This window comes from Halorubrum tibetense, assembly GCF_055396225.1.
Window position 1 is genome coordinate 2506643 of sequence record NZ_AP043742.1, and the last position, 24745, is coordinate 2531387.

The 24745-nt window shown below is 53.5% G+C and carries 16 protein-coding genes and 1 pseudogene; 6 read left to right on the forward strand and 11 right to left on the reverse strand.

Annotation, left to right across the window (positions count from 1 at the left end; genetic code table 11):
* Positions 1 to 110: 110 nt before the first annotated feature.
* Both ACZ5TV_RS12460 and ACZ5TV_RS12465 read right to left on the reverse strand, forming a co-directional pair.
* Positions 111 to 1805, reverse strand: a complete 1695-nt coding sequence (locus ACZ5TV_RS12460) for a cation:proton antiporter domain-containing protein (RefSeq protein WP_379778874.1) — start codon at positions 1803 to 1805, stop codon at positions 111 to 113.
* Positions 1802 to 3553, reverse strand: coding sequence for a cation:proton antiporter domain-containing protein (locus ACZ5TV_RS12465; protein ID WP_379778871.1), 1752 nt, complete (start codon positions 3551 to 3553; stop codon positions 1802 to 1804). Before ACZ5TV_RS12465 ends, ACZ5TV_RS12460 begins: the two co-directional genes overlap by 4 nt.
* A gap of 433 nt (positions 3554 to 3986) precedes the next feature.
* Here ACZ5TV_RS12465 and ACZ5TV_RS12470 point away from each other — a divergent pair, with 433 nt between their 5' ends.
* The gene (locus ACZ5TV_RS12470; RefSeq protein WP_379778867.1) at positions 3987 to 5105 is read left to right on the forward strand and encodes a mechanosensitive ion channel family protein; all 1119 of its coding nucleotides are present in this window, start codon (positions 3987 to 3989) and stop codon (positions 5103 to 5105) included.
* A 79-nt stretch (positions 5106 to 5184) separates the two neighbouring features.
* On the opposite strand, the gene ACZ5TV_RS12475 is transcribed toward ACZ5TV_RS12470, so the two are convergent.
* From ACZ5TV_RS12475 to ACZ5TV_RS12505, 7 genes are all read right to left on the reverse strand, one after another.
* The gene (locus ACZ5TV_RS12475; protein WP_464384348.1) at positions 5185 to 7452 is read right to left on the reverse strand and encodes an amino acid permease; all 2268 of its coding nucleotides are present in this window, start codon (positions 7450 to 7452) and stop codon (positions 5185 to 5187) included.
* A gap of 498 nt (positions 7453 to 7950) precedes the next feature.
* Entirely contained in the window at positions 7951 to 9780 is a 1830-nt protein-coding gene (locus tag ACZ5TV_RS12480; RefSeq protein ID WP_464383895.1) for a PAS domain-containing protein, read from the reverse strand.
* Positions 9777 to 11318 (reverse strand): sensor histidine kinase, encoded by a 1542-nt coding sequence (locus tag ACZ5TV_RS12485; protein WP_379783529.1) that lies wholly within the window; start codon positions 11316 to 11318, stop codon positions 9777 to 9779. The genes ACZ5TV_RS12480 and ACZ5TV_RS12485 overlap by 4 nt, the downstream gene beginning before the upstream one ends.
* A 50-nt stretch (positions 11319 to 11368) precedes the next feature.
* Positions 11369 to 12847, reverse strand: coding sequence for an ATPase domain-containing protein (locus tag ACZ5TV_RS12490; protein WP_464383896.1), 1479 nt, complete (start codon positions 12845 to 12847; stop codon positions 11369 to 11371).
* A 330-nt stretch (positions 12848 to 13177) separates the two neighbouring features.
* Positions 13178 to 14956 (reverse strand): hybrid sensor histidine kinase/response regulator, encoded by a 1779-nt coding sequence (locus tag ACZ5TV_RS12495; RefSeq protein ID WP_379781020.1) that lies wholly within the window; start codon positions 14954 to 14956, stop codon positions 13178 to 13180.
* 330 nt (positions 14957 to 15286) lie between these two features.
* Positions 15287 to 16084 (reverse strand): recombinase family protein, encoded by a 798-nt coding sequence (locus ACZ5TV_RS12500; protein ID WP_379781017.1) that lies wholly within the window; start codon positions 16082 to 16084, stop codon positions 15287 to 15289.
* A 324-nt stretch (positions 16085 to 16408) separates the two neighbouring features.
* Positions 16409 to 16888, reverse strand: a complete 480-nt coding sequence (locus ACZ5TV_RS12505; protein WP_379781015.1) for a hypothetical protein — start codon at positions 16886 to 16888, stop codon at positions 16409 to 16411.
* A gap of 360 nt (positions 16889 to 17248) precedes the next feature.
* On the opposite strand from ACZ5TV_RS12505, the gene ACZ5TV_RS12510 reads away from it, so the two are divergent.
* Entirely contained in the window at positions 17249 to 17977 is a 729-nt protein-coding gene (locus ACZ5TV_RS12510) for a hypothetical protein (RefSeq protein WP_379781013.1), read from the forward strand.
* 174 nt (positions 17978 to 18151) lie between these two features.
* On the opposite strand, the gene ACZ5TV_RS12515 is transcribed toward ACZ5TV_RS12510, so the two are convergent.
* Both ACZ5TV_RS12515 and ACZ5TV_RS12520 read right to left on the reverse strand, forming a co-directional pair.
* The gene (locus ACZ5TV_RS12515; RefSeq protein ID WP_379781011.1) at positions 18152 to 18967 is read right to left on the reverse strand and encodes an IS5 family transposase; all 816 of its coding nucleotides are present in this window, start codon (positions 18965 to 18967) and stop codon (positions 18152 to 18154) included.
* 93 nt (positions 18968 to 19060) lie between these two features.
* Positions 19061 to 19669: pseudogene (locus tag ACZ5TV_RS12520) on the reverse strand (class I SAM-dependent DNA methyltransferase); the annotation flags it as partial.
* A 168-nt stretch (positions 19670 to 19837) separates the two neighbouring features.
* Here ACZ5TV_RS12520 and ACZ5TV_RS12525 point away from each other — a divergent pair.
* The 4 genes from ACZ5TV_RS12525 (at position 19838) to ACZ5TV_RS12540 (ending at position 24713) form a co-directional block, all read left to right on the forward strand.
* On the forward strand, positions 19838 to 20983 hold the full coding sequence (locus ACZ5TV_RS12525) for an ISH3 family transposase (protein ID WP_379783759.1): 1146 nt from the start codon (positions 19838 to 19840) through the stop codon (positions 20981 to 20983).
* A 293-nt stretch (positions 20984 to 21276) separates the two neighbouring features.
* Positions 21277 to 21714, forward strand: a complete 438-nt coding sequence (locus tag ACZ5TV_RS12530) for a TRAM domain-containing protein (protein WP_379778313.1) — start codon at positions 21277 to 21279, stop codon at positions 21712 to 21714.
* Positions 21715 to 22192: 478 nt separating this feature from the next.
* The gene (locus ACZ5TV_RS12535; protein ID WP_379778315.1) at positions 22193 to 23365 is read left to right on the forward strand and encodes an ISH3 family transposase; all 1173 of its coding nucleotides are present in this window, start codon (positions 22193 to 22195) and stop codon (positions 23363 to 23365) included.
* A gap of 238 nt (positions 23366 to 23603) precedes the next feature.
* Complete coding sequence (locus ACZ5TV_RS12540; RefSeq protein WP_379778317.1) at positions 23604 to 24713, forward strand: sensor histidine kinase; 1110 nt, start codon at positions 23604 to 23606, stop codon at positions 24711 to 24713.
* Positions 24714 to 24745 lie beyond the last annotated feature (32 nt).

A 24745-nucleotide genomic window follows, 5' to 3' on the forward strand; every position in this document is an offset into this window, starting at 1 on the left:
TGTGAGGTTTGACTTATCTCTCGTTGCGCGCGTATGATACGCCGAATTGCAAACGTTGGTGAAGCCATACAACGACGTTACCCCGTGATTGTCTTAATGACCAACTGTTCTCACCACTGCCGCTCTTCGAAATCTGTTTTACCTAACGAGGCAAATCCAGCCTGTTCGAACTCGTCAAGTGTTTCGAGGTGGTGCTCTCGTAAGGCCTCTCGATCAACGTCTCCTGAAAGCACGTCCCCGAGATGCTCCGTCAGCTGCTCGGTTGCCAGTAAATCTGGGATAATCACATAATCCGCACCCTGCTGTAATTGTGAGCGTGCTTCCTCAGCATTAGAGGAGCGCAGCATCATTTCGGCGTCCGTGTCGAGGGTCAGTATTCGCTCCGAGAGATACGTCGTATCGACGGTCGAAACGATCAACTGAGCCGAATCGTGCTGGGCCTTCTCCCACGTATAGTCGTGTAGCGCATCTCCGAACACGAAGTGTGTACAACTGCTTTTGAGGTCTTCGAGCCGAACTGGATCGTTCTCTATGACGACATACTCCCGACCGACTTGCTCACATTGGGACGCCAGCTGGCGACCGATCCGCCCAAACCCGACAATAATGACGTGATCACGAAGCCCGGAATCGATCCGACTTTTGGTGTCAGTCTTCTTGCCGTGGAATCTGTTCAGTCCCAGCTCCGAAAGCACTCGATAGATCCGATCGTCGTGTCGACGCGTGAAACTGGAGGTAATCATCGTGACTGCGGCGGCGAGAACGATCGCATCGAACAACTCTCGGAGTAAGTGATCGAGTATGAATGCCTGAATTGCAATGATGAGCGCAAATTCACTCACCTGATCGAGACTCAGGCTGGTAAACGTCGCAGCTCGCGTATCGTATCCCTCCCAAAGCAGCGTCGCGATGATAATGAGGGGTTTCACGAGAACAGTGAGGACCATCAAGACGAGCGCGGTAAGCGCGATCTCGAGCGTTGGGATAGCGACGAGAGCACCTACCGTAACGAAGAAAATCGCGACGAAGAAGTCACGAATCGACTGAATACCGTTGAGCATTCCGAGATTGCGCGTGAAGTCTCGCTTGATCGCTAGGCCAGCCGCGAACGCACCGACGACAATTGACATTCCGAGAAATTCGGAAATAGCCATAAACCCGATCAGGATCGATACGCTGCTGATCAACAACAGTTCTTGGGATCCCTCGGCGAGTTTGAGGAGATAGTCGAACAGATACGTGCTGATAACGAATGCGAACACCAAGAGACCGACGCCAACCGCAAGTCGTTGACCGACTGCCTCAATTGTGAACGTCTCTGCGGCGAGGATCAGTATGAGGAGAACGGCGATTAGATCTTGAATGAAGTGGATGGAGTTAGCGAGCCGACCGTGTACGAGGTTTTCTCTAATTTCCGATTGAAGCAATGTCGTCCCGACGATCGTCGAACTCAGTGCTGCGGCGACGGCGAAGTAAGCCGCGTTGAGAGCATCGTATCCGAGCAACACTCCAGCACCGTATCCGATGCCACCGATCACTGCGAACTGACCGAAGGCCGCAACTTCGCTGTCCCGCAAAACGTCGCGGATGTCCCCGAACTCCAGATTCACCCCGTACACGAATACGAGGAATGCGATACCCCACTGTGCGATTTCGAGGAGACTATCCTCTTGGATGAACTGTCCGGCGACAATTCCTGCGAGGATCAGCGCCGGAACAATTGCCAGTCTGAAGTAGTTCGCGCCGAGCAGGAACACCCCGGCGATCACGAAGATAATCCCCATCGCCGTCAAGAGCTCTGTCATTCCTTCTCACCCCCACTTGCGGCAGCGTCTTCGTCCGACGAAAGGACCGTCACATCATCCATATCAAGCCCTTCGGTTGGGTACTTTTGGATTCGCTCAATATCGACTTGGGCCATCCGTTCGAACTCGTCGCGATCATCGAAATACAGCTCCAAGTAATTGCTTACGCGTTCACCCGTCAGATGGGTACTCATGATGACGTAATGCGCCCCTAGGTCGTAGAGTTCGCGGGCATCGTCGATCCAATTCGCCTCGACGAAGACGGTCGTTTTACTCGAGAGCTCCGAGAGTAGCGCTTTGTTCACCTCGGCTTGCATCGTCGAACTCAGGACGAAGGATGCGCGTTTGAGACCCGCAGCCTTGCGGACTTCCGTATGTCTGAAGTCACCATATACGGTGTCGTACCCCTTCTGTTCGAGTTCTTCTCGGTGGGCCGCTTTTCGGTCGACGACGACCAATTGATCGAACTCCCGGTCGAGAATGGGTAACACATTCTTCGTGATTTCATCGTATCCGATGACGACTGCGTGATCGTTGTACTCCGGCAACTCGGCATCAACCTTTTCTTCGGATTCCCAACGACTGAAGAACGGCTGGACGCGGTCGTAGATCTGGTGGTTGTAGTTGATGATGTACACGGAGACACTCATCGTCATCAACGCCATCAGGCTGAGATACCCGAGAATCGGTTCGTCGATGAACCCCGCGGTAATGGCGATACCACCGACCACCAGTGAGAACTCGCTCACCTGAATCATATTCAAGCTTCCGAGGAACGACGTTTCGACGCTGAAGTCCTCGCGATCGATGAGGTAGAACATGATCCAAAAGTTTCCGACCATCAGCACGACCGAGGCGATAATCGCCTCTCTCCAGAAGGCGAACAGGTCTGCGGCTTCGAGCTGAAGGCCGATCGCAACGAAGAATACGAGAATGAAAAAGTCCGTTATGGGCGTAACCCGATCCTCAAGCTCTGTACTGTAAGGCAACTGAGCGATAGACATTCCTGCGAGGAACGCGCCCACCTCAAGAGAGAGGTCCAACTCTTGGGAAATTAAAATAAAGAGGAACGCCCACGCAATCGCGACCAAAAAGAACACGTCCTTGTTATCGGCGACACGGCGGAACAGCTGTGGGAGAAGGTATCGTGACGACGCGAAGGCGATAACTCCGATGAGCGAAATAAGGAGGGTGATCGTGACGATAGTCGTGCCGACCTCTGTCGGTGTCCCGAGTTGACCCGCACCCAACAACGCGAGCACGAAAACGAGATAGATGTCCTGAACGATGAGGACCCCGACATCGATCTTGCCGGGCATTGCCGTGATTTCGTCCTTGTCAGTGAGGATTTTGACGATGATCGGCGTCGCTCCGAAGACCGTTGCCAACGCGATAATGACCGTTTCAGTGAGGGTAAAACCGAGAAACCACGCCACGGCGAATGCGAGCGCAGTTTGAAGAATCGTCTGAAGAACTGCGATATTGACGATCGGCCGGAGGATATCTTTGATATCATCGATCCGCATTTTGATACCGAGCAAAAACAACAGGAAGCCGAGTCCGAGTTCCGCCATCGTCTCTGTGAGCTCTCCCGGAGTGATAACGCCGAATACGGCAGGGCCAAGCAACAGACCGGTCAGGATGTACGCGATGATCGTTGGTTGTCCGGTTTGTTTTGCTATCAACCCGACAACGGCCGCTGCGACGATGATGATGGCGAAGTCAGCAGCAAGTGCGATTTCTGACATAATAAGATGTATAGGTTCGGAGGCGGAGTCGGGTTGAGATAGATTCGAGGGTTAAATAAAACTCAGTATTTAGATCCGAGACTATCGTGATTTTTGCGTTTAATTCGTAAGAACGTCAGCGGACGCTATCGCTTGGGTCTTTCAGCATGGTCCGACCGCTCTCGGTCCGACGACGATCAAGGCTCTCAGTAAATCTGGATGTAGTAATACCTGTAGAGGGCAAAAACACCGATTTCGAGAAACGCAATCAACGCTACGAGGGACCGTCTAGGAGGTGGTACCGAGATCGGTATCGCGAGCGTGTGTGGCTTTCGGTGAAAAACACTAGCCATCATCTATCGGACCACAAGTCTAAGAACGTTGTTTCCAAGTCTCTTGTCGGAGTTTTCCACGTAGCAAAAGCTTATCATGTGCTTACGAACTGTACTCCGCTATGGAGCCTATTGTCAGCGAGTATATTGAAGTGATACCGACGTCGATACAAGTTGTTCTAATTCTCTCATTTTCTTTTGTCGCTGCGAAAATAATTGAATCTGTCGGGTATTATGCACTACATCAGTCTAAAAGACTGGCAACTGGTGAGTACGATCGAATCATTATTGAAGAGCTTCATATTCCATTATATGTAACCGTCTTCCTCGTTGGGGTGTACGCAAGCGCTCAATTACTTCCGGAGGTGGGAATTGGATTTTATATCGCCTCTACTGCGATGTCCATCATCCTTGTTCTATGGTCCTATGCAACAATCCGTGTCGGAGGACGTATTATCGGAGCCAGCAATAACGCTCCAACCGACCGTGAAATCACGCCCATTATCAAAAACGTACTCACGTTCTTCGTTATTCTTGCCGGCTTTTCTCTGCTCTTAGGCATCTGGAACGTCAACATCACCCCGTTTCTCGCATCTGCGGGGATAATTGGAATTGTCCTCGGTATTGCCGCTCAGGACTCGTTGGGCAATTTCTTTAGTGGTATCTCACTGTATTTGGACAAAACGTACAAACTCGGAGACGTGATACAGCTGGAATCGGGCGAACGCGGGACAGTTATTGATATGAGTATTCGAAGCACGACGATACTCACGAGAGATAACATTTCCATTACGGTCCCGAACTCCGAACTGAACTCAAAACAAGTTATCAACGAATCCTCTCCTGTACGCCGTCGACGGATACGACTCGATGTGGGTGTCGCGTACGGGTCGAGCTTACAGCAAGTAAAAAAAGCGCTGCTCGAAATAGCCGAACAGGAGGACTTGATACTCAAAGCACCCGCACCAGCCGTTCGATTTCGGGAGTTTGAAGATTCGGCTATCGTCGCACAGTTACAATGTCATATTGAACACCCGGCGTTACGAGGACGGGCAAGACACTCGTTGATTGAACGGATAGACGAGCGATTCCGCGAGGAAGAGATCAAGATACCGTTCCCCCAGCGTGAAGTATCGTTCTATGAGTCAGGAAACACGGTTCGATTCGAAGAGACCACTGAACAAGTGTCATTTTACGATCCGGAGAGCGAAGGCACAGCGGAACGAAATAATGACGACTAATTCAAACGAAATGAAACACCGCTCGCCGAGTAATACCAGGTGTTCGACTATTTCTGTCGGTTGATCTGAGTTCAACTACTTATATGGAAGCGTCATCGTCTGATTGGGATTCCTCCTCTGGGCCTTGTGATAACCGTTCCACAATTCCTTCACGTACGGTTCGATGCGTTTTGATTCCGCTTCGGATCAGGGCGACGTTGCCAGTTGCGTCTTGAACAATGCGATCCGCCAGAGATCCGCGTAGAATCTTTGATATCGCCTGTTGTTCGGACACTCCAACGCAAACAAACTCGTCACTACCGATATTACTGATAATCGTCGATTCTAGATCACCACCGACTAGCACTCGGGAGTCGTAGTCATCTGGAGCGAGTCCGGCCTGCTCGGCAACAGCGTCGATCGCTATTTGACCTTCTTCATACGGATCTGGCGTCTCTTCATCCGTCTCTCGGTCGTCGACAGAGGGCTGGAAGTTCACCAGTGTGGGAATCTGCCCCTGAATCTGCGCGAACTCAAACGCCCGACGGGCTGCAACTGGTGCGTGCGGTCCCGGACCAGCCAATGCGACAGGGTGACCGATACGTTCTCTCTTGAGATTCACGACAGTGACCTCACAAGGGGCATCTCTAATGATGGGGTCCACGGTCGAGCCGAACACGTAGTCACGCTTCCGTTTCGTCCCGTGCCAGCCGAGAAGCACCTGATTTGCGTCCTCCTCTTCGAGCACCCCCAAAACGATCTGTCCGATGCTTCGACCGACTATCGCCCGTGTTCGCAGGTTAACACCCAGCTCGCCTGCCGCTTCTCGAGCGCTCTCGAAGAGCTCACGCTGCCGCTCGACGCGCTCTTCCTCGAATTGGAGGTTCTGTTCGAGCGCTGTCTGGGACGGCACCTTAATAACATTGAGCGCAATGATTTCGGGCTGCTCGACTTCGGAGTGCGAACGGGCACTGGCTGCGGCAAGCCGCAGTAGGGTTCCTTGTGTTTCCGGATTTGCGATGGGCACGACGACCCTGTATGTTTCCTCCGTGCCTTCCCGCTCGTCCCCGTTACCGACGATCGCATCGCCGACCAACGTATCGTCATCAACGCGTCCTCGTACGTATCCGAAGTACCAGAGAACGCTGAGCGCGATGATACCGATACCGATATACTGTACGATGGGCGCCATCTGAGAGATCACGACGAACGAAAGGATGACGCCCAAGATCGGAACGGCCGGATACAGAAGGCTCGGCATCTCGAACTCGGGGTCGTAGTTTTCCGGTTCCGCTCGTCGGACGACGACGACGGCGACGTGGACGAGCGTATATGAAACGAGGAAGCTGAAACTCGCAACCTCTGCCAACAGGGCAACGATCTCTTCGATCCGGAGTCCGAGACTGATCAGTGCCGCAGTAATAGCGCCCGTGACCATGACCGCACGGTGGGGCGTCCGGAACTTCCGGTGGGTCACGTTCAGCTTGTTGCTCATAACGCCGTCACGTCCCATGGCGAATACCACTCTGGCAGCCGAGAGGATCGAAGAATTTGAACTTGAGATCGCAGCGATTGCCGCAGCAGAGACGATCGCTATGACACCGATCGGTCCCATTGAGATGGCGGCCACGTCGGATACAGGTACGAGTGAACCACCCAGTTCCTGCCAGTTTATAACGCCGGTACTGACGATCATAACGATGACATATAGAATCGACACTGAGACGACCGACAGGACCATCGTCAGCGGAATAAGCCGACCGGGGTCTTTGATCTCTTCTGCAACAGTAGCGATGATTTCAAATCCGAGAAACGTTACAAAAACGATTCCAGTCGTCGCGATAATCCCGCTGGGGCCGGTCGGGGCAAACGGTTCGAGATTGCTCGGATTGATAAAGAAGATCCCGAAGGCGAGATAAATTAGGATAATAACCGTCTCAATTCCGATCATCCAATTCTGGAACGCCCCGGACTCCTCGGTCCCTTTGTAGTTGACGCCGACGAGAAAGAGCAGGCCAACAAGCCCGAGTCCGACGATAAGCACACGTCCAGAGAGGAACGGTAGCGGTTCGACGATGTACTGGCCGAAGCCGATCATGTAGAACGCCGACGCGAACATCAATCCGGTCCACATTCCCCACCCGACGATGGATCCGAAGAGGTCACCTAACGCACGGTTGACGTACACGTAGCTTCCACCGGCAACCGGCATCCCGGTTGCTAACTCGGAAATAGAAAGAGCGGCCAATAAGGCAACAACGCCCGCGATCGCAAACGAAAGGGAACTGGCCGGTCCGGCCCCTTCAGCCGCGATCCCGGGAAGAATGAAAATTCCGGCACCGATCATCGTCCCGCCACCGAGCGTCATCGCTTCGAGGAATCCGAGATTTCGAGCGAGTTCACCCTCTTCAGCAGTCACGGTGTCTCACCCATACTAGCGTGTTTCTCATAAACGTTACTTGTACTACAGTGATAACACTCAGGAATAAAAAAAACCCCAGTCAAACGCATAATATGACACATATAGAACTACACGGTCGCCATACATAATCTGTATTATAAACGGCGGTGAATTATCTATTGATGGATGATTTGAGTAGGACCGTAGGTACTGTTATTATTATGAGCCTCTAATGTATAGTTGTGTTAAAATGGCCGAACCTGCGGAATCCATCCGATTTCAGAGATATAGTCACTGTTCTCTTGGCCATAGTGGTCACTATCGGCGTATTCTCTGTAATTATAGAACATGACTCGTTTGGGGATGTAATCGTAGTACTGTTAGCTGTTACATTTGGATGGATCGCTTGGGCAGTACACAACATTCTCGCGGAACACACCGAATAGGTAGTACTCTATTAGACTGCTACACAGCAGTTGCCAGCGGAAGCCAGATTGTAATCTCGGTACCGCGTGGCTCGCGCTCGTCGACGCGGATCTTACCTCCAGAGTGGTTGATTGTCCAGTAGACCAGCCACAGCCCCAGTCCGCTACCGTGTGAGAGTGTCTCGATAGCCTCTCCCGATTCGAGGACATCTCTGTCAAATTCCGAGATACCCGGGCCGTTGTCCCGCACGCTAAGAGTGCCCCATGATCCCTCGACAGCGAGGTTGACACGCACATGGGGGTTTTCGCTGTCGTTGTGGATCACAGCGTTGGTCAACAGCTCTTCAATTGCGGCAGCAATCGATCCGGTCGCGGAGACGACGAGCTCTGTCGGGCCTGTAACGTCAACATCTGCGTTGGGCCAGTCATCGGCTGTCTCTTCGGCGAGACCCCGAACCACCTGCCCGATATCTACAGAGGTCGGCTCGCGTGGGTCACTGAGAACAGCTGTAATCTCCCGCGACTTCTCACTCGTCGTCAACAGAGTTTCGGCCCGGTCAACAATGGTGCCGGCAGCGGCTTTGGGTTCGCCCTCAAGATTCCTTTGAAGCTGCTCGCCTCGACCATGGATCACGTTCAGCTCGTTGCGGATATTGTGCCGCAGGATGTTATCAAGTACGTGGAGCTGTCGGGTCCGTTCTTCGAGATCAGTCACGTTCCGGCAGATCGCCAGCGTCCCCGCGAGCTCTCCGTCCTCGTAGTAGGGGTACCGACTCGTATAGAAGATCGCCTCTCTGTCGCTGTGCTTGAACGTCGGCTCAACGCTGTATTCGACCGGCTGTTCCGTCTCGATCACGCGCTGTTTCTGTCGGGCGATCGTCGTGGCAGTTTCTTCATCCATAAACGCGTATTCGCCGTCGCCGAGCAGTTCATCTCTCGACAGCCCGGCGAACGAACACAGCGCGTCATTAACCAGCCGAAACTCCCCCTCACAGGCCTGGATCATAATCGGATCCTCAAGCCGTTCGATGATATCGCGGTACAGCGAGAGCCGACCTTCGAGTTCTTTACGCTCGGTGATATCGGTCTGGACGGCGACAAACGCTCTCGGCTCGCCGTCTGCGACGATCGGTGCGATCGTCTGATCGGCGACGTATTGCGAGCCGTCGCTGCGTTGGTTGGTAATCTCCTCGTGCCACGTGTCACCAGCGGTAATCGTCTCCCAGAGGTCGCTGTAGAAGTCGTCGTCCATCTCTCCGGAGTTGAGAAGATTCGGTGACTCGCCGACGGCCTCGTCTCGGCTGTAGCCCGTGATCGATTCGAACGCCGGATTGACGTAGTTGATCGTTCCGTCCGTATCGGATATCCAGATGGCGTGACCGGAGGCCTCGACGGCCTGCTTGAACAGTTCCAGCGTCTCCGTCCGTTCTTTGAGGCGCAGCGACTGGGTTCGCAGTCTGACAAGCGCCTGTGTCCGCCACTCTAGTTCGGCCTTTTTGATCGGCATCGAGACCACCTCGTCGGCGGTTTTGAACACGACGCTGTCGGCAATCTCTCCGCTGTCAGTTTCAATGAGTGAAAGGTCCGCCTCCGGTATGAGCAGAAGACACGGCAACAGAGCCGGCTTCGCCTTGCGTTTTCGGGCTCGAAGCGTCTCAGCGTGTGTCTGTAGCATCTCCCCGTCAAGGATACAGCAGTCGAACGTCGCCGTTTCGACCGGCTGGTCCGGATCGACCAGCGTATAGCGGTCATGAGCTTGGATCCACTCAACTACCAACCGTTGATTCCCCTCTCCAGAGAGTAATGGGAACAAGGCTGCCTGCCCAGCGCCATCATCGGGTGAATCGTCAGTAGGGTACGCGTCGTTCATTCACGTCCTCCATCGATTTTGTCCTGTTTCGCCGTCGTCCGTAACTCGACGATAAAAACCGCGCCGGCTGGATCCGCTTCGTCAGGAGTATCGAACAATTCGCTCTCCACTCTGTCCTCGATCCAGACATTTCCGCCGTAACTCTCAACAAGACTGTCGACGAGAAACAGGCCCATTCCGGTTCCCCCGCTTTCAAGCCCTTTCTTACCCTCTCGGAACAGACTCTCTTTCACATCGTCTGAGATTCCCGGCCCGTTATCGGCCACTCTGATGCGGACTGACTCGTCAGCTTCCTCAACAGAAATCATCACCTTTGGTTGAGCTGTATGGTTGTGCTGGACGGCGTTGTTGACGAGGTTCCGAAACACCGACGAGAGCAACTCGTTCGCCAGTACGTGTGTCCTCTGATCGGGTGGATCTGCCATCGTGATCTCGGCATTTGCGAACGTTTCCCGGCGCTTTTCGAGTTCCTCACTGAGGAGCTGTCGAAGCGGGATTGGCTTGAGGTCCGGTTTCCCGTCACCGTGAATGATTTCTGAGAGATCCCGGGCGACATTTGTGAGTTCGACGACGTGTCGGCCCGCCCGGAGAATCCTGTCGAGTTTCTCCTGTCCAGTCGGCGTTACCTCATCTTCAAGCATTTCGCCCCACGCGACAACAACGTTCATATCGTTCCGGATGTCGTGCCGGAGAACTCGGTTCAACACGTCGAGTTGCTCGCGTTGCTGGCGGAGACTCTCTTCTAGCTCTCTCAGCTCAGTAATTTCGTGGTTGACGGCGATGAACTGCGTAATCTCTCCTGAAGGGCCTTCTACCGGAGCGACTGTCTGTTCGATAACATACCGATTCCCATCTTTTCGACTGTTGATGACTGTTCCGTCCCAGACGTCACCCGCTGTGATAGTGTTCCACAACTCCTCATAGAACGCCTCATCGTGTTCACCTGATTTGAGAATGCGCGGGGTGTTACCGACAACTTCCTCGCTCGTATAGCCTGACTGAGATTCAATTGCTTCGTTCACGTACTCGATTGTTCCGTCTGTGTCGGTGACTAACACCCCGTGACCGGCGTGTTGATTCCGGATCTGCCGGAGTTGTGCGCGCTGATTGTATGCGACGATCGACTGATCCCGAAGGCGGAGAAATGTCTCTAGCTGTTCACTGAGTTGACTTTCTGCGAGTGGCATGTCGATCAACCCGTCAATCGCATCCCACAGTTCCGGATGTTCATCCCGGAGACGATTACGGATCTCTCGATGTCTTGACTCCGGAACCAACAAGAGATACGGGAGAATAATCTGCTCGCTTTCTTTTCGGTTCAGGAGTTCCGACCGGTGTTTGTCCAACTGCTTTCTGTCGAGCAGACAGCAGTCGAATGCAGCCTCGGCGATATCCGGGGTTTCGACGAGCGTGTACTGATCGTGTGCGGTTAGCCACTCTTTGAGGACACGCTGATTTCCCGGGTCAGTGACCAAAGTGAGCACGCGCGTGGATTCGTCGACTGATTCTCGATTCGTATGCTGTTCGTTCGTGGGCATGATGTTCGGATCGGCGACTCCTATGACTGGTCTCTCATTTCGTGCGACAGTTACGTCTGTTCGTCGTTGTCAACGTCGTGTTTGCTGGCAGTATCCGTATCGTTCCACTCCGGCGTCCCGGTGAGAATACCCCGAAGCTGCGGAAGAGGCTCTCCGACGCGGATCCCGTCCGTCGTAATTTCGAGTTCCCGGAGGCTACGTTCGAAGTCGCTCGTCCGCATCTTCAGCGTCCCGATGACCTTCCGCACCTTCCCGCGATACTCAACGTGACGCAAGAACATGATGTTGTCCGCAAGATTGCTCGTCCGCTCTTCGGTCGCATGGAAGTCTCCAGTGATATTGTGAACCTCATTGACGAGGATCGTGGAGACGCCAGCGGCCCGCAAGAATCGGCCGATCCGCAACAACGCACCCGTCGTGTTGTCAAGCCCACGGAGATTCTCCTGAAACCCTTGTGAGCCATCGATCATCACCACTTCGGTACCGTCGGTGACCGCCTCGCGGACGAGATGCTCGAATTCGCCGACCGTATACTCTTCCGGATCGATTTCGACGATGGAGAGCTGTCCGCTGTCCAGCGCATCCTGTAGCGGGAGGCCGATCGCGTCGGCTCGTTTGCGGATGGTCCACTCCGCCTCTTCAAATTGGAATAGAATGCTCTGTTTGCCCTCAAGGGCCGCTTGGATGAGAAATTGGAGACCGGTCGTGGTCTTGCCGACGCCAGTCGGACCGCTGAGTATTGTTACGGTTCCCTGATCTAAGCCACCGTGGAGCAGATCGTCAAGTTCCGCCACACCCGAAGAGAGCGTCCCCGATTCGACCTCTCGCTCCTGTTCGCCGGGAACGAGTGTCGGCCAGACCGTCAGTCCCTCGTCAGTAATATCGTAGGAGTGATTTCCACGTCGGAACGACGACCCTCGGAACTTGGAGACGTTGACTGCCCTGCTTTCGGGAGTCACATCAAGTGTGACGACAGCGTCGACGAGGAACTGAATATCGTCGTCCGTGATTGAACCGCCAGCCTGCGAAGTGAGCATCACCGTCGCGCCAGCCTCTTTGAGATAGTCGAGGAGGCCAAGAACACCGGAGCGGAATTGCCGTTCGTCGCTGGTAAGATATCGAAACTCTGTGATGGGGTCAAGCAACACACGATCTGGTTTGATTTTGTCGACTTTGTCGCGTAGATCTTCAATAAACCCCGGCTGTTCGACTTCGGCTGATTCGAAGACGCTGTAGGAGTTACGCTCTGAGAACTGCTCTTGGGTCGGCGAGAGGTTATGAAACTGTATCTGCTCAGTATTGAGGCCGAACGCGTCGGCTGTTTCTTCGACGTACGCCTGCGGCTCACCCATATTAATGTACAGAGCCGTCTCTTCGGCATCTATCCCAGCCGAGAGGAAGTGTAATCCGAAGATTGTCTTGCCTGAACCCGGCGAGCCACGCACGAGAACATTTCGACCCTGAATGAGACCACCGTCCAGAACCTCATCAAAACCACTGACGCCCGTTGACATCCGTTCAACTGACATAATCTGATTTTGTTTTTAGTCTACAAGTATTTTCCCTCTGGAGAACGTATCCATTTGTTCTAGCACGAGTACGCGTTCACAATCACAGAGTGTCGATATGCGATACGCGCCCTGCATCTTGCACGTATCGGAGTTACCTACCGGAGATTTGCCAGAAGCTGCCTGCGAGATACAGAGGATCGGCATTGTTTAGACGCTCCTGATAGTGTGGGTTAGCGTCTGTATCAGCTGAACAGGATCCGTCTATGAGGGCATCTCTGTTCGGTTTAGTTCCTTCGGTAGCACCTGTTCCGTCCGATCTATACCGCGTCTAAACAAGGCCCAGAGGATCTATTCAGCAGCAAACATGACGCCGGTAATTTCAAACCGCGCACCACCATCAGAACCTTCAGTTAGGTGGATCTCCCAGCCGTGGGCATCGACGACCTGTTTGACAATGCTCAGCCCGAAGCCAGTCCCTTCATCGCTTGTCGAATACCCCGCGTCGAACACGTCGTCACGTTCGCCAACTGGAATTCCTGGGCCGTCGTCTTCGATGTAGAAGCCGGCGTCCAGTTCGCCAACTCGGACCGTCACGCCGTCACCTCCGTGTTCGACAGCATTACGAATGAGATTCTCGAACACCTGACTCAGTCTCCCTTCATCGGCTCGAATCGTCCGCTCGATATCGGTGACGATGCTGGCGTCTCTGGTATCGACGTTACGCCAACAGTTCTCCGCAAGCATTGAAACCTTGATCGAAGTTATATCAGTCGTACTTTTGGCCCCCCGAGCGAGCGCCAGCAAATCAGTGATCAGTGTATCCATCCGATCAAGTGCTCGACCGATTGGATCGAGGTGGTCACTGTCGCACTCTTCGTTCGCTAATTCTAAGCGACCTTCAGCAACGTTGAGTGGGTTCCGTAAATCGTGGCTCACGATACTGCTGAACTCTTCTAACCGCTCGTTTTGTGCCTCCAATTCCCGTTCGTATTCTTTATGTTCAGTAATATCACGAAGCACGCCGACTGATCCGTCAAATGAGTTGCCGTCGTATGGGAGGACACCCATATGATCCTCGCAAGTGATTGGATCTCCATTACGAGGGTGTATCGCCACTTCGAAAGTAACTGTCTCTGGCCCAGCACCCGACAATAGTCGTCCCAGCTGTTGTTCTGCTTGTTCAACAGCGTCGTCATCTTTGATCAACGATGGTGTACTCCCGATGATCGTCTCCCGCTCGTAGCCGACCAACTCAACGAACTCGTCATTGACGTGCGTGAACCGACCGGTTTCGCTAATGACGTACACCGGGTCAGTGAGCGCGTCAATAATCGTTCCGTACTCTCTGAGCTCTCGCTGGCGCTCCCGACGATCAGTAATGTCGCTGACAGCGCCATAGACTATCTGATCGTTCTCTTCGGTGGCTGCCGATTTGAGGGTAACACCGATAATTCGTTTTTCTCCGTTTGGTGTCTCAACACAGTAGCTTCCCTGTATCTGTTCGCCCGTCTGAGAAGCGGAGTCAATATCTTGCTGGATCTCTTTGCGATCGTCGGAGTGAAACAAATCAAGAGCATCATCCAGTGAGAGATCTGCCTGCTCAGGAAGATCCATGACGTTGTAGAGGCCATTACTTAGAGACAACTCCCCGGTCTCAGTATCTAGTTCGAAGCTACCAATACTATCGGCACGCTCAGCGAGATCTATCAGTTCTTCTTGTCTGTCAGCGCGCTCAGCCTCACGTTGTGCGTTAACAGCGTTACAGATCCGGTTGGTGAGAAGTTTGTACCGCTCGGCTCCACCCCCTTTCTGAAGATAGTCAGTAACGTCGGCAGCAATCGCGTCACTGGCGACGGTTTCACTGCCCTCACCGGTAAAGAGGATAAACGGGAGAGTAGGAAACTCCTCTCGAACGGTCTGCAAGAATTCAATTCCATCCATTTCAGGCATATCGTAATCTGAGACGATGCAATCAGGTCGGCAGTCATTAATTATGGCCAGTCCCTCGTCGGCGCTAGTCGCCGTCCGGATACAAAATCGATCATCTTCCCGTTTGAGAAAGCTTGCTGTTAGATCTGTGATTCCGGGTTCGTCATCAACGAGCAGCACGTTGATTTCATCTTCCATGATATACCAAGGATGTTTATCTGCTTACTTCTTTTGGTGAGTCTGAAACAGCAGAACTAGAATATCAGCCGTTGTTTGATGCTGACCTGTAGTTCAGATTGAGACTCATTTTATTTCTGTTCCATAGAGCACTCTACAAAGCTCATACTCTCATAATCGAGTGAGACGGGTCTCTTAGCGGGGTACAGTAATGCTGTATACGCGCGTTACATTCAGCACGCCGGCCCAAACATCATTTGAAACTGACAGAAGTTCCAGAGACCAGTTAACATCGAGATTTGTACAGATCTACTAACAAATCTCCAGATGGATCACTACTGTGGATTGTGTTCAGTCAAGATTCTCAACCTTCTGTTCGAGCCGCTTGAGCCGCTCGTTGAGATCCTCGTCAGGCTCAGCAGCGGGCTCACTCAGTGGCCGAACATCCTCAAGGGCGGTGTCAACGCGATCGTCGTCAGCCTCGCCGCGGAGATATAGCTCCGCGCGGTCGTTATACAGCTCTCGGAGCGTGCTCGCAGCGACACCAACGTCATCGGCGACGTCGGCAAGTGATTCACCACTGGCGACTCGCTCCATGCCGGCGCGTACCCGGAGGTACTCCTCCGGGTCGACCCGGAGATGTCCGTCGACAACCTCAAACCCCGTCGGCGGCCGGCCAGTCCACTTACCGGCCTCTCGGGCAGCGTCGATCCCCGACTGGATTCGGCGGACCTTCTGTGTCTGTTCAATCCGAGCGAGGTCACCCATGAGCCCGGCGATCATTTGGGTGACCGCCTGATCGACCATACTGTCGTCGACATCAAGCTCGAGGCCAACCTCAAGGTCTCGGACGCTCGTGTCGTGCTCAAGCGCGTGCTGGAGGAAGTTGTGGATCTCGCCACCACCAAGCCGGGAGAGTCGAGACAACTCATGAACAACGACGACGTCGACTTCCCCATTGGCGATCGCTTCGCGAAGCCGGTGGTACTCTGCGCCACCCTCGTCATCAGTCCCCGAAATAATATCGGCGAACCGCTCGACGCTTGCGTCAGGATACTCCTTGCCGACAAACTCCTCGAGCTCGCGGATCTGTCGCTCGTGGTCTTGGCGGTCGGTCGAGACGCGGGCGTATAACGCGACGTGAGTCACACTTTCCGTTTTGCCCGGGTTAGTATATGAAACAGGTATCCTTTTCGTTGTTATCGATTACCACTTCCTTCTCGACGAACCTTGAGATCAGCTGTCCAGTACAGAGGGATAGTGAAACAGCAGTATATATTTGATATTTGGCAGGTCGATCAGTGCAAGATACAGAGCGCGAGTCTTGCAATAGAGTTAGCGTGTCATAGAATGCTTCAAATAGTGATTTCTATTAACTGAAAAATTAACTTTATTATACAAAAGAGGACACAATCCCGGATGAACGAAGCTCAAAACCCTGTGATCGATTCTATGACACACTCACTATGAGTGTTAATTGTATAAATACCAATCACCATCGTCTTGAACTGTACGAACCGTAGTTTCAATTTCTTCACCATCCACCTCTTCTGTTACCAACACCAGAGCGGCATCGTCTGCATCAAAAAATTCAATTACATCGTTAAGAACTTCCTCTTGTCTTTCAACTTCTTGTTCAATCTCTTCTTCGGATAACTCACCCCCTTGCTCCCATTCAACAAACTCTCTCGTTGAGAGCTGATTTACCTCTATAAGGGTGGCGTCAAAGTCCTCAAGATCAGCCTCTTCAATCGGGTGCGCTTCGGATTCAGGATGTATCACTTCATTTGCGGATTCAACATCATCGTCATTGGCCGCAGTGTAATATTGTTCAACTGCGTCTTCTGCCGTTCTATCTGAAAGTTCTCTTCCCCCACCTTCACTATCCCCACACCCTGCAAGTGCAACTGCACTTACCGTGGCAACTCCCGTAATAAATTGGCGTCTATCCATCATAACAGAAAAAAATCTGGAAATTAAAAGTTGTTATGCTTGTAACAGTGCTGCACTCATACTCTACATCTTGCACGCCAACCCGTCACAATATCACTAGGCCAACAGCTGTTTCACCAGATGAAATAGGAGGTTCTCAACAACTCGATGAGTGGGCCTGATAACCGCCGACTTTGGAGCGATAACCGCGTCGGTCGTCGGGGTATATTACTGAACTCGTGCTGGACGATCGGCAGTAGTGCCAGATTTCGGGCTTGCGGCCCCTATCTCGATATGTAGTCAGACCATCCCAGACTGTCGATCTTAGGACGGCTCCCAGCCAAGGTATATTAAACTCACAAATCTAGCATAAACAAGGATATGCCCTGTTCTGACTGTAGCCATCTTCTCATCTTGGACCATAACAACGAGAAACTGGTGTGTCCGAATTGTCTCGATATCCAGATCGCGGACCAGGACGAAATTGAGGAGAAAGTTAGACGCGACCGGCAGTTCCTCCGTGATGAGAACCTAGTCCAACTTATGCAGGAGTACGACAAGGGCCACCTACTCCTCTACCTCATAGAACGTCTCAACAAGGTCTCGTACAGCTTTTACGAAAACCGTCGCCTGAAGATGCGGGAGTTCGCCTACATCAACTACCTAATCCAAATCGTCTATACGGCGGACGAGAGCAGTTTCGGAGACAAGTACTTAGACCGCGGCGATGAACTCAATGAGGAAATCGACACGCTACTCTCTGCGCAGGCGGAACTCGTGAGAGCGCTCAAGCACGTCGAAGACCGGTTCCGGCTTTGTATCGAATACCCGGTCCCGATGTCAGATGGGAAGTTCCTGTTCGGGGACTATGATCTGCGCGACACGGAATATCGATACTGCTTCCAGCGGTGCCTGAAAAGCCTGATTGGGGGACGGGAAGAGGAACTTGAGCTGTTCGACAAGACCCACGAGCAGATCCGTAACTTCGAGAGGCCATCAAGCGACGATATCGACACGCTAGAGGACTTCGGCGACACGTTTTATGGGTTCATCCTCTCGATGCTGTTCATCTGCCTTGTTGAACGCCAGACAGCGGCGGGGTGGGGTTGATAATCTACAGCGTCACGGTGTCAGAAGCGACTTTTTGAACGCAGAAGATGCAGCACTCGCAGTTACCGTCGTTTGCTGAAGGATCAGAACTATGGTATCTAGCGTCTTTGCTTCGATGACGACGGCGATGCCTCTCCTGGATACGTCCGGAGAAGGAGAGCAGGCGGCGAGCCCTTAACTCGCCGCCTGCGTCAGGTTATGGATGATGCACTTCCGTGTCAGCTCCCGGAACTGGCCGTGCCAGCTCCGGGAGCGCAGCTTCTCGCCGTCGTCTTGCTTCAACTGCGAGAAGCCGGTTTCACTCATCCACCGCTGGTTGTAGTCTTCGTTCATCCGTGCGTTGTGCGCCTTCTGTAACGGCGTCTGTTCTCGGTGTTTGATCAACGGTCGCGTTGACTCGGAGCGACACTCTTCACGAAGCTCTCCCCATGAATAGTTCGCGTCAGCAGACAGCACACGCAGGTCTTCCGCGTTCCGGCGGAAGACCTGCATCCCGATATGGCCGTCCCACGCCTTCTGCGTAGTGAAATGAACGTCCTTGATCGCTAGTGAGTTGACGTCGATCAAGATCGTCGTCTTCATCGACTGGAACGAGTAGTTCGCGCGGTCGCGGTAGTGGTAGCTGGTTTGGTCACGCTGGAAGCCACTCGCGTCAATAGCGGCTTCACCACTCCAGCCCGCCTGCTCCGCCGAAGCGCGGAGCAGGCGGCGGAGTTCACGCATTCGATACTCGTTTTCCCACCGGCAGAACGAACTGTAGTGCGGTGCCTCGTCGAGTCCAAACACGGCAAGGACACCGGGCATCTCATTGAGGTAGTCTTCCGTCTCGCGGAGGCTTTTCTCTAATTCGACGCGGTACAGAATCAACGCGATCTGCACCCACTCGGCGTACCCGCCCGCGCCGTCCGGCGCGGCGGGTACGTCCGGGTCGCCAACGTGCTGTTTGGCAAGGTCTCGACACATCTGCGCTAGCCGTCTGAGCGATGCCATATCGCCAGACGGCGTCCAATCCCGGGTTAATCTGACGGAAGAACGCCGTGAGAGCGTCTGAAGCTACCATCACTCGGCGGCAAAACAAGGCATGAAATCCTCAAGATCCCCCTTCTCGAGGACGGTTGGTAAGTCGACCTCGTAGTAGGAATCGAGCCGATGGCTCGTCGGGCCGTAGTAGAGCCGCCACTTCTTCCCGTCCGTTAGCACCGCCCACTGAGCGGGTGTCTCTTGCAAGTAGACGTGGATCTGGTAGCTCGGGTTCTCGAAGTCGCGCTCGTGCTCTCCGCTCCCCCGCGTGTCGAGCGGGCGTCCCCAGCGCTTAGCGTCAGCGACAGCGACCGCGTTCTCGTAGAAGTCGCCTCCCCCTTCGCGGCGCTCGAAGGCGTCACGCGCGGCGTCCTCGGTCTCGAAGAAGCCGTAGTCCGGGCGTCGCTGCGTCCGGCTTGTACTCTCCTCGACTTCGAAGGGAATTCCTAGCTTCCGGAACATCGGCCGGATAAACTTCTCCTCCAGCTGGGACTCGTTCCGCTTCGGGGCCGTGCTCTTCTCCCGCTTGTAGAGATCGACGATCTCGTCGTACGCGGCTTCTAGTTCGTCGTCGTCGACCTCGTCCCACTCCTCCGTCTCGGGGAGATGCTCGTCGAGGTAGTAATTAGAGAACAGGTCACGATTCGTGCGGTAGGTGAGTGAACTTTGCATTAGTCAGGCAGGGGTCACGATAAGAAATTCGTCCGAGTCCTTGCTGTCGATGAGGGCATGGGCGACGGTCGTCGCATCGGCGACTTCGACGTCGACCGCATCACCGATCTCGAGACCGAGTTTCAGTCGATCACATCGGGTTAGAGTAAGCGTCTGCTTGGAGAGGATGTGCAATCAACCCAAGCAGACAGCGAGATAGAGGAAGAGCACCTGCTTAATTTTGTCGTCAACAGCCTCGAAGGAGAACTTCCGGTAGACCTCGACGAGAACGTAGAGGTCACGACAGAGACATTGTACGAGGTCCTCGCCGGCGCCAGCGCCGGCGGGACCTCAATCAATCACGTCTGCGAAACGACCGATGACTCACCGCACGCCAATACCGTCCGTGGACATCTCACCGATCAGTTCGAGCTTGACTCGGTTGAGGCGGTTGGAGACACGCTGCTTCAACGAGATACGCTCGAGACACTTCCGGATCGACCGGTGGAGGTCTGCGCAGACCTCCACCTCGATCCCTACTACGGTGACGAGGACGAAACCGAGGCTCTGTACTCCTCACAGGCTAAGCGTGGAACAACAACGTTTCACGCCTATACGACGCTCTACGTGCGGGTACGCAACAAGCGGTACACGCTGGCGGTTCGCCAGCTCGTCGCTGGCGAAACCACCAGCGATGTCCTCGGTGAGTTTCTGGAACTTCTTGACGGCCTTGACCTCAGCGTCAAGGCCGTCTACCTTGATCGCGGATTCTACAACAGCACCTGCCTCAAACTGCTGTACGCGCACAACTACGCCTATGCGATGCCAATCGTCAAATGGGGTGAGACGATCCAAAACAAACTCAACAGGGGCTGGAGCCGCGAGATCAAACACGATCTCGCTGGCGAGGTAACGTTTCCTGTGTTCATCGACTGCGTCTACCAGCAGGGACGATACGACGAACACGGGGTGGCGCGTCACGGCTACGCCGCTGACGCGCCGTTCATCAACACGCCACGAGATGCACGAGAACACTACAGCAAGCGCTTCGGCATTGAATCAAGCTACCGATTAGCCAAGCAGAGCCTCGCTTTTACCAGTTCTCAGGACGCTGGTCTGCGGCTAGTAATGTTTGTAGTGAGCCTGCTTCTCCAGAACAGCTGGCGGTATCTGCATTGGAGGTACGTGGCGGCGCCCCGCCGCGGGGGGCGCCGCCTCTGGAGATGGCCGTTCACGGAGTTCTGTGAGATGGTGCTGCGGGCCGCTTGGACAGCGCTTGGTGTGCGCAGGGCTGTTTCAGCGAATCAACCATTAGACGACCGGTTCTTCCGGTAGCTGTCCACCGATCCGGACAGGGATCGTGAGTGGCGACGCTGTCGCGTCGGCGGCAGTCCGCCGCCGACAGCGACGCTCCACTCCGAAGACCATGCTCACCAGCGCTTCGGAGACGCTCCACGACCAGTTCGATCTGGTTCACCGCCATCAGACAAGATTACGCGGCTGTCGATGTGATCGACTGAGACTGTGTTCTCTATTGAGTTCTTCCGAGCAGAACTGCGGTAAGCGATTGAGTGCTGGGGAAACACTAGAGTCAAGTCCCCTAGCACAAGTCAAGATATACGCAATCTATGGATATCTCTGAGACACTCCAGACATTGTATACTGCGACTGTTGAGCACGATGATGGGAGCTACCAGATCACCGTGCCGGAACGCGAGATAGCCACCGGAACAATCGCTGAAGATGAGACATACCGTGTTGCGCTTATTTCGACGGCTGCATCAGATGTGGATGACACGGAGACGACTGACTCCATCCAATCCACTGATGATGCAGATCAGCAGCAGGAGTTTGAGGGCCCGCCTGTTGAGGAAGGTGAGCAGCGGGAGGTTGAGATCGAGAACCTCGGTGAGCAAGGTGACGGGATCGCAAAAGTCGAGCAGGGCTACGTCGTGATCGTTCCCGAGACGACTATCGGAGACAGCGTCACCGTTGAGATGCGACAGGTGCGCGAAAACGTTGCGTTCGCGGATGTCGTTGAGCACAACCCTCGTGGAGAAGTCTAGAAGTTGCTGATTGGGACGAACTTGCGGTCAGAGATGATTTCTCGCACGCAAGCCGGATCGCTTAGTAGAAGGGGTGGAAGGAGCGTGTGACACTGGTCCTTCCAAATGAATTTCACCAGCGCTTGAACGTAAGCTTTTGGCGTTTTTCTGGGCCAGACAAACCTGATTTCTGGAGGAAGCCGACTATCTACAATTATCTGTGATTGACATTTGTCGATCTAATCACGGTCAATACAGAGAACCCACATATCGCGATAGAGCGCTGATCTGTCCACAATATGTTAGTAGCGGCGTGCAAGATACAGAGGGTGTAGTCAGCACGGGGACTGCGTTATTTTCTCAAAACGGATCCTAAATTAGCCGATAGAACGTGCCTGCGTAGTAACCGGTAAGAAGTCTATCTTCGGTACTTCCCAACCGGTCTGAGAGCTGTAGCTAAAACGTAGCTCTCATGAGGAAGATGTCTGGTTGAGTGAATGTGTTCACGATTCCTCAGCCAGACGGTTCTCTTTCAGCCACAGACGTGAAAGAACTAGCGGAAGATCTCGTTGAACAGCTCCCGCTGCCGGGAATCGAGGGCTCGCCCCTCGATCCCGGCGAGATCTGGGTTGTCGTCACCCTTGCAGCAGTGAACCAGACTTCTGTCTGGGAAACCTGCAAAGACAACGACAACGCTCCCTGTGACGACACTGTCATGGACTGGCTCGATACTCTCAACCGAGAGTGGCTAGAACGGATTGCTAACGACCTTCTCAAGGAGATGGCAATGACGATCCTCGACCCTGACCGGTCGAGGATCGTCTCCATTGATTTCGTTGATAACCCCTACCACGGGACGTACGACGACGAGAGCGGCGAACTCTGTCGAATGGCGGCTAAAGACGGTACAACAACGTGTCACCGCTACTGCTCAGCATACCTCGTTTCAAACGGGAAGCCGGTGACGTTGGCCATGACGTACGTGCGAAGTGATGAGAGTGAGGCCGATGCGGTCGAGCGTATCCTCGACCGCATCGAGGCCTATCCTTTCGAGATAGACCTTCTGTTGGCTGATCGCGGCTTCTACAACGAACGCATCCTGCGGCGATCACGTGACATTGCTGCGACTGTCGTTCCCGTCCAAAAGAAGGGCAAACGCATGAAGAGGAAGCTAGACACGCACTGTTCGTACATGACGACCTATCGGATGTACAAAGACTGCAAGCGGGAACTGAAATTCCCGCTTGCAGTCGCTGTCTCGTATCAAGCCGGAGACCGTGGCAAGAGCGGAGAGGTCGTTCGTGGCTATGTGGCGTGCGATCTGGCTGATCGCACGCCGAAGCAGGTCGAACGGCTCTACCGGAAACGCTCGGCGATTGAGACCAGCTATCGTGTGTTCCGCCAAGCACGAGTGGTAACGACGACTCAGGATCCAATCATCCGCTTTGCGTTCGTCTTGGTCGGATTTTTGCTGGAGAACCTCTGGCTCGTGCTTCGATGGGCGGTCGTCGCCCGCCCACGGCGGGGCGGGCGCGACCTGCCCAAAGAGTTCACGTTCAAAACGTTCTCTGACTGGATCAGACACGTGTTAGAGGAGGAATTAGAGCGCAGTTGGGAGATAGAAATGAACGGCGTCGGTGTACCAGAAGCGTACGCACCGGCCGCGGGCTGAGCCAGCCCGCGGCCTCGGGTAAGCGTCTCCTGAGCTACAGCACTCGTCTCTGACAGCTAGATGAGTTCTTTCCGCTTGGTTCTCTTGATCTGTGAACTCTATTCCAATCTTCACAGAGCAACTACGCAGCGTTTGATCCAAAGAAGCGTAACTCAGCACAGCTCACGAAGCAGCGTTCGGGAAGTACCGATCTTTGAATGTTTCATGACTAAGTACGTTGAGCATATAAATCACGAACATGAAACTCACCAAAGATTTTGTGTCTAGTGGTGAGAGTCCTCGGGGTCCCCTGCTGCTCCCCGGCCTGGTTTTTCTTGCTGGTGGAGTAATTTGTCTGATCAGCATCTCACAGACCATGCTGGAACTTTTTGGTGATGGGTCGGTAGTCACCGCTCTCTTTCATCTCATTCTCGTAGGAACCCCCGGAGTAATCCTCATGTACACCGGTTATCGGATGCCGCGTTCTGACATCTCTCCACAATATTATCCACGGCTAATCGCATGGATTGTCGGTGGGACTGGCGTTATGTTCGGTTTCATAGTATTACGCGACTTCCATCCCGGTGTTACCGTTGAATGGACTGTAGGCACGCAGTCAATCGCACTATTGATTGGCTCTATTGGTGGGTTATCAATTGGAATCCAGGAATCGAAAGCAACGACTCGAACAGAAGAACTCAAAGAGCGCACGCATGAGCTAAAAGATCGTGAACAGCACCTCGAACGTCAAAATGAGCGATTAGAGGAATTTGCAAATATTGTCTCCCATGATTTACGAAATCCGTTGAACGTCGCCAGCGGACGGTTGGAGCTGGCTAAAGATGACTGCGACAGCAAACACCTCTCACACGTTGAGGACGCTCACAAGCGTATGGAAGCGTTGATCTCAGACCTGTTAACATTAGCTCAACAAGGCCAAGACCCGTCTGATTGGAGCATTATTCAGCTTGCGAATTTGGTTGAGAACTGTTGGACAAATGTGCAAACAGAAGACGCGACTGTCAATATCGAGACTGATTCCACGATTCGTACTGAAGAGACTCGTCTTAAGCAACTATTCGAAAATCTGTTTAGAAATAGCGTAGAACACGGTAGTTCCGACGTGACAATAACTGTTGGCGATCTTGAAAATGGATTTTATATTGAAGACGATGGGCCCGGTATTCCTCCTGATGAAAGAGGAGCCGTGTTTGAGACAGGACACACCACCTCAGAGCAGGGAACTGGCCTCGGATTAAGTATTGTTAAACAGGTTGCAGAGTCACACAAATGGGAAATTCAAGTTACTGAAGGCACTTACGGTGGAGCACGATTCGAAGTTACAAATGTTGAGTTTACATCTGGATAACTTCTTATTTTGTGTTCAACATCGGGCACAAT

Coding starts and splice junctions, on each gene's coding strand:
- ACZ5TV_RS12540 (WP_379778317.1), top strand. CDS start 23,604: ATGAAACTCACCAAAGATTTTGTGTCTAGTGGTGAGAGTCCTCGGGGT.
- ACZ5TV_RS12475 (WP_464384348.1), bottom strand. CDS start 7,452: ATGACGCTCGGTGGCGGGACGATGATCGGTGCCGGAATTTTCATTCTT.
- ACZ5TV_RS12470 (WP_379778867.1), top strand. CDS start 3,987: ATGGAGCCTATTGTCAGCGAGTATATTGAAGTGATACCGACGTCGATA.
- ACZ5TV_RS12495 (WP_379781020.1), bottom strand. CDS start 14,956: ATGGAAGATGAAATCAACGTGCTGCTCGTTGATGACGAACCCGGAATC.
- ACZ5TV_RS12505 (WP_379781015.1), bottom strand. CDS start 16,888: ATGGATAGACGCCAATTTATTACGGGAGTTGCCACGGTAAGTGCAGTT.
- ACZ5TV_RS12485 (WP_379783529.1), bottom strand. CDS start 11,318: ATGCCCACGAACGAACAGCATACGAATCGAGAATCAGTCGACGAATCC.
- ACZ5TV_RS12530 (WP_379778313.1), top strand. CDS start 21,277: ATGGATATCTCTGAGACACTCCAGACATTGTATACTGCGACTGTTGAG.
- ACZ5TV_RS12465 (WP_379778871.1), bottom strand. CDS start 3,553: ATGTCAGAAATCGCACTTGCTGCTGACTTCGCCATCATCATCGTCGCA.
- ACZ5TV_RS12515 (WP_379781011.1), bottom strand. CDS start 18,967: ATGGCATCGCTCAGACGGCTAGCGCAGATGTGTCGAGACCTTGCCAAA.
- ACZ5TV_RS12480 (WP_464383895.1), bottom strand. CDS start 9,780: ATGAACGACGCGTACCCTACTGACGATTCACCCGATGATGGCGCTGGG.
- ACZ5TV_RS12460 (WP_379778874.1), bottom strand. CDS start 1,805: ATGACAGAGCTCTTGACGGCGATGGGGATTATCTTCGTGATCGCCGGG.
- ACZ5TV_RS12490 (WP_464383896.1), bottom strand. CDS start 12,847: ATGTCAGTTGAACGGATGTCAACGGGCGTCAGTGGTTTTGATGAGGTT.
- ACZ5TV_RS12510 (WP_379781013.1), top strand. CDS start 17,249: ATGCCCTGTTCTGACTGTAGCCATCTTCTCATCTTGGACCATAACAAC.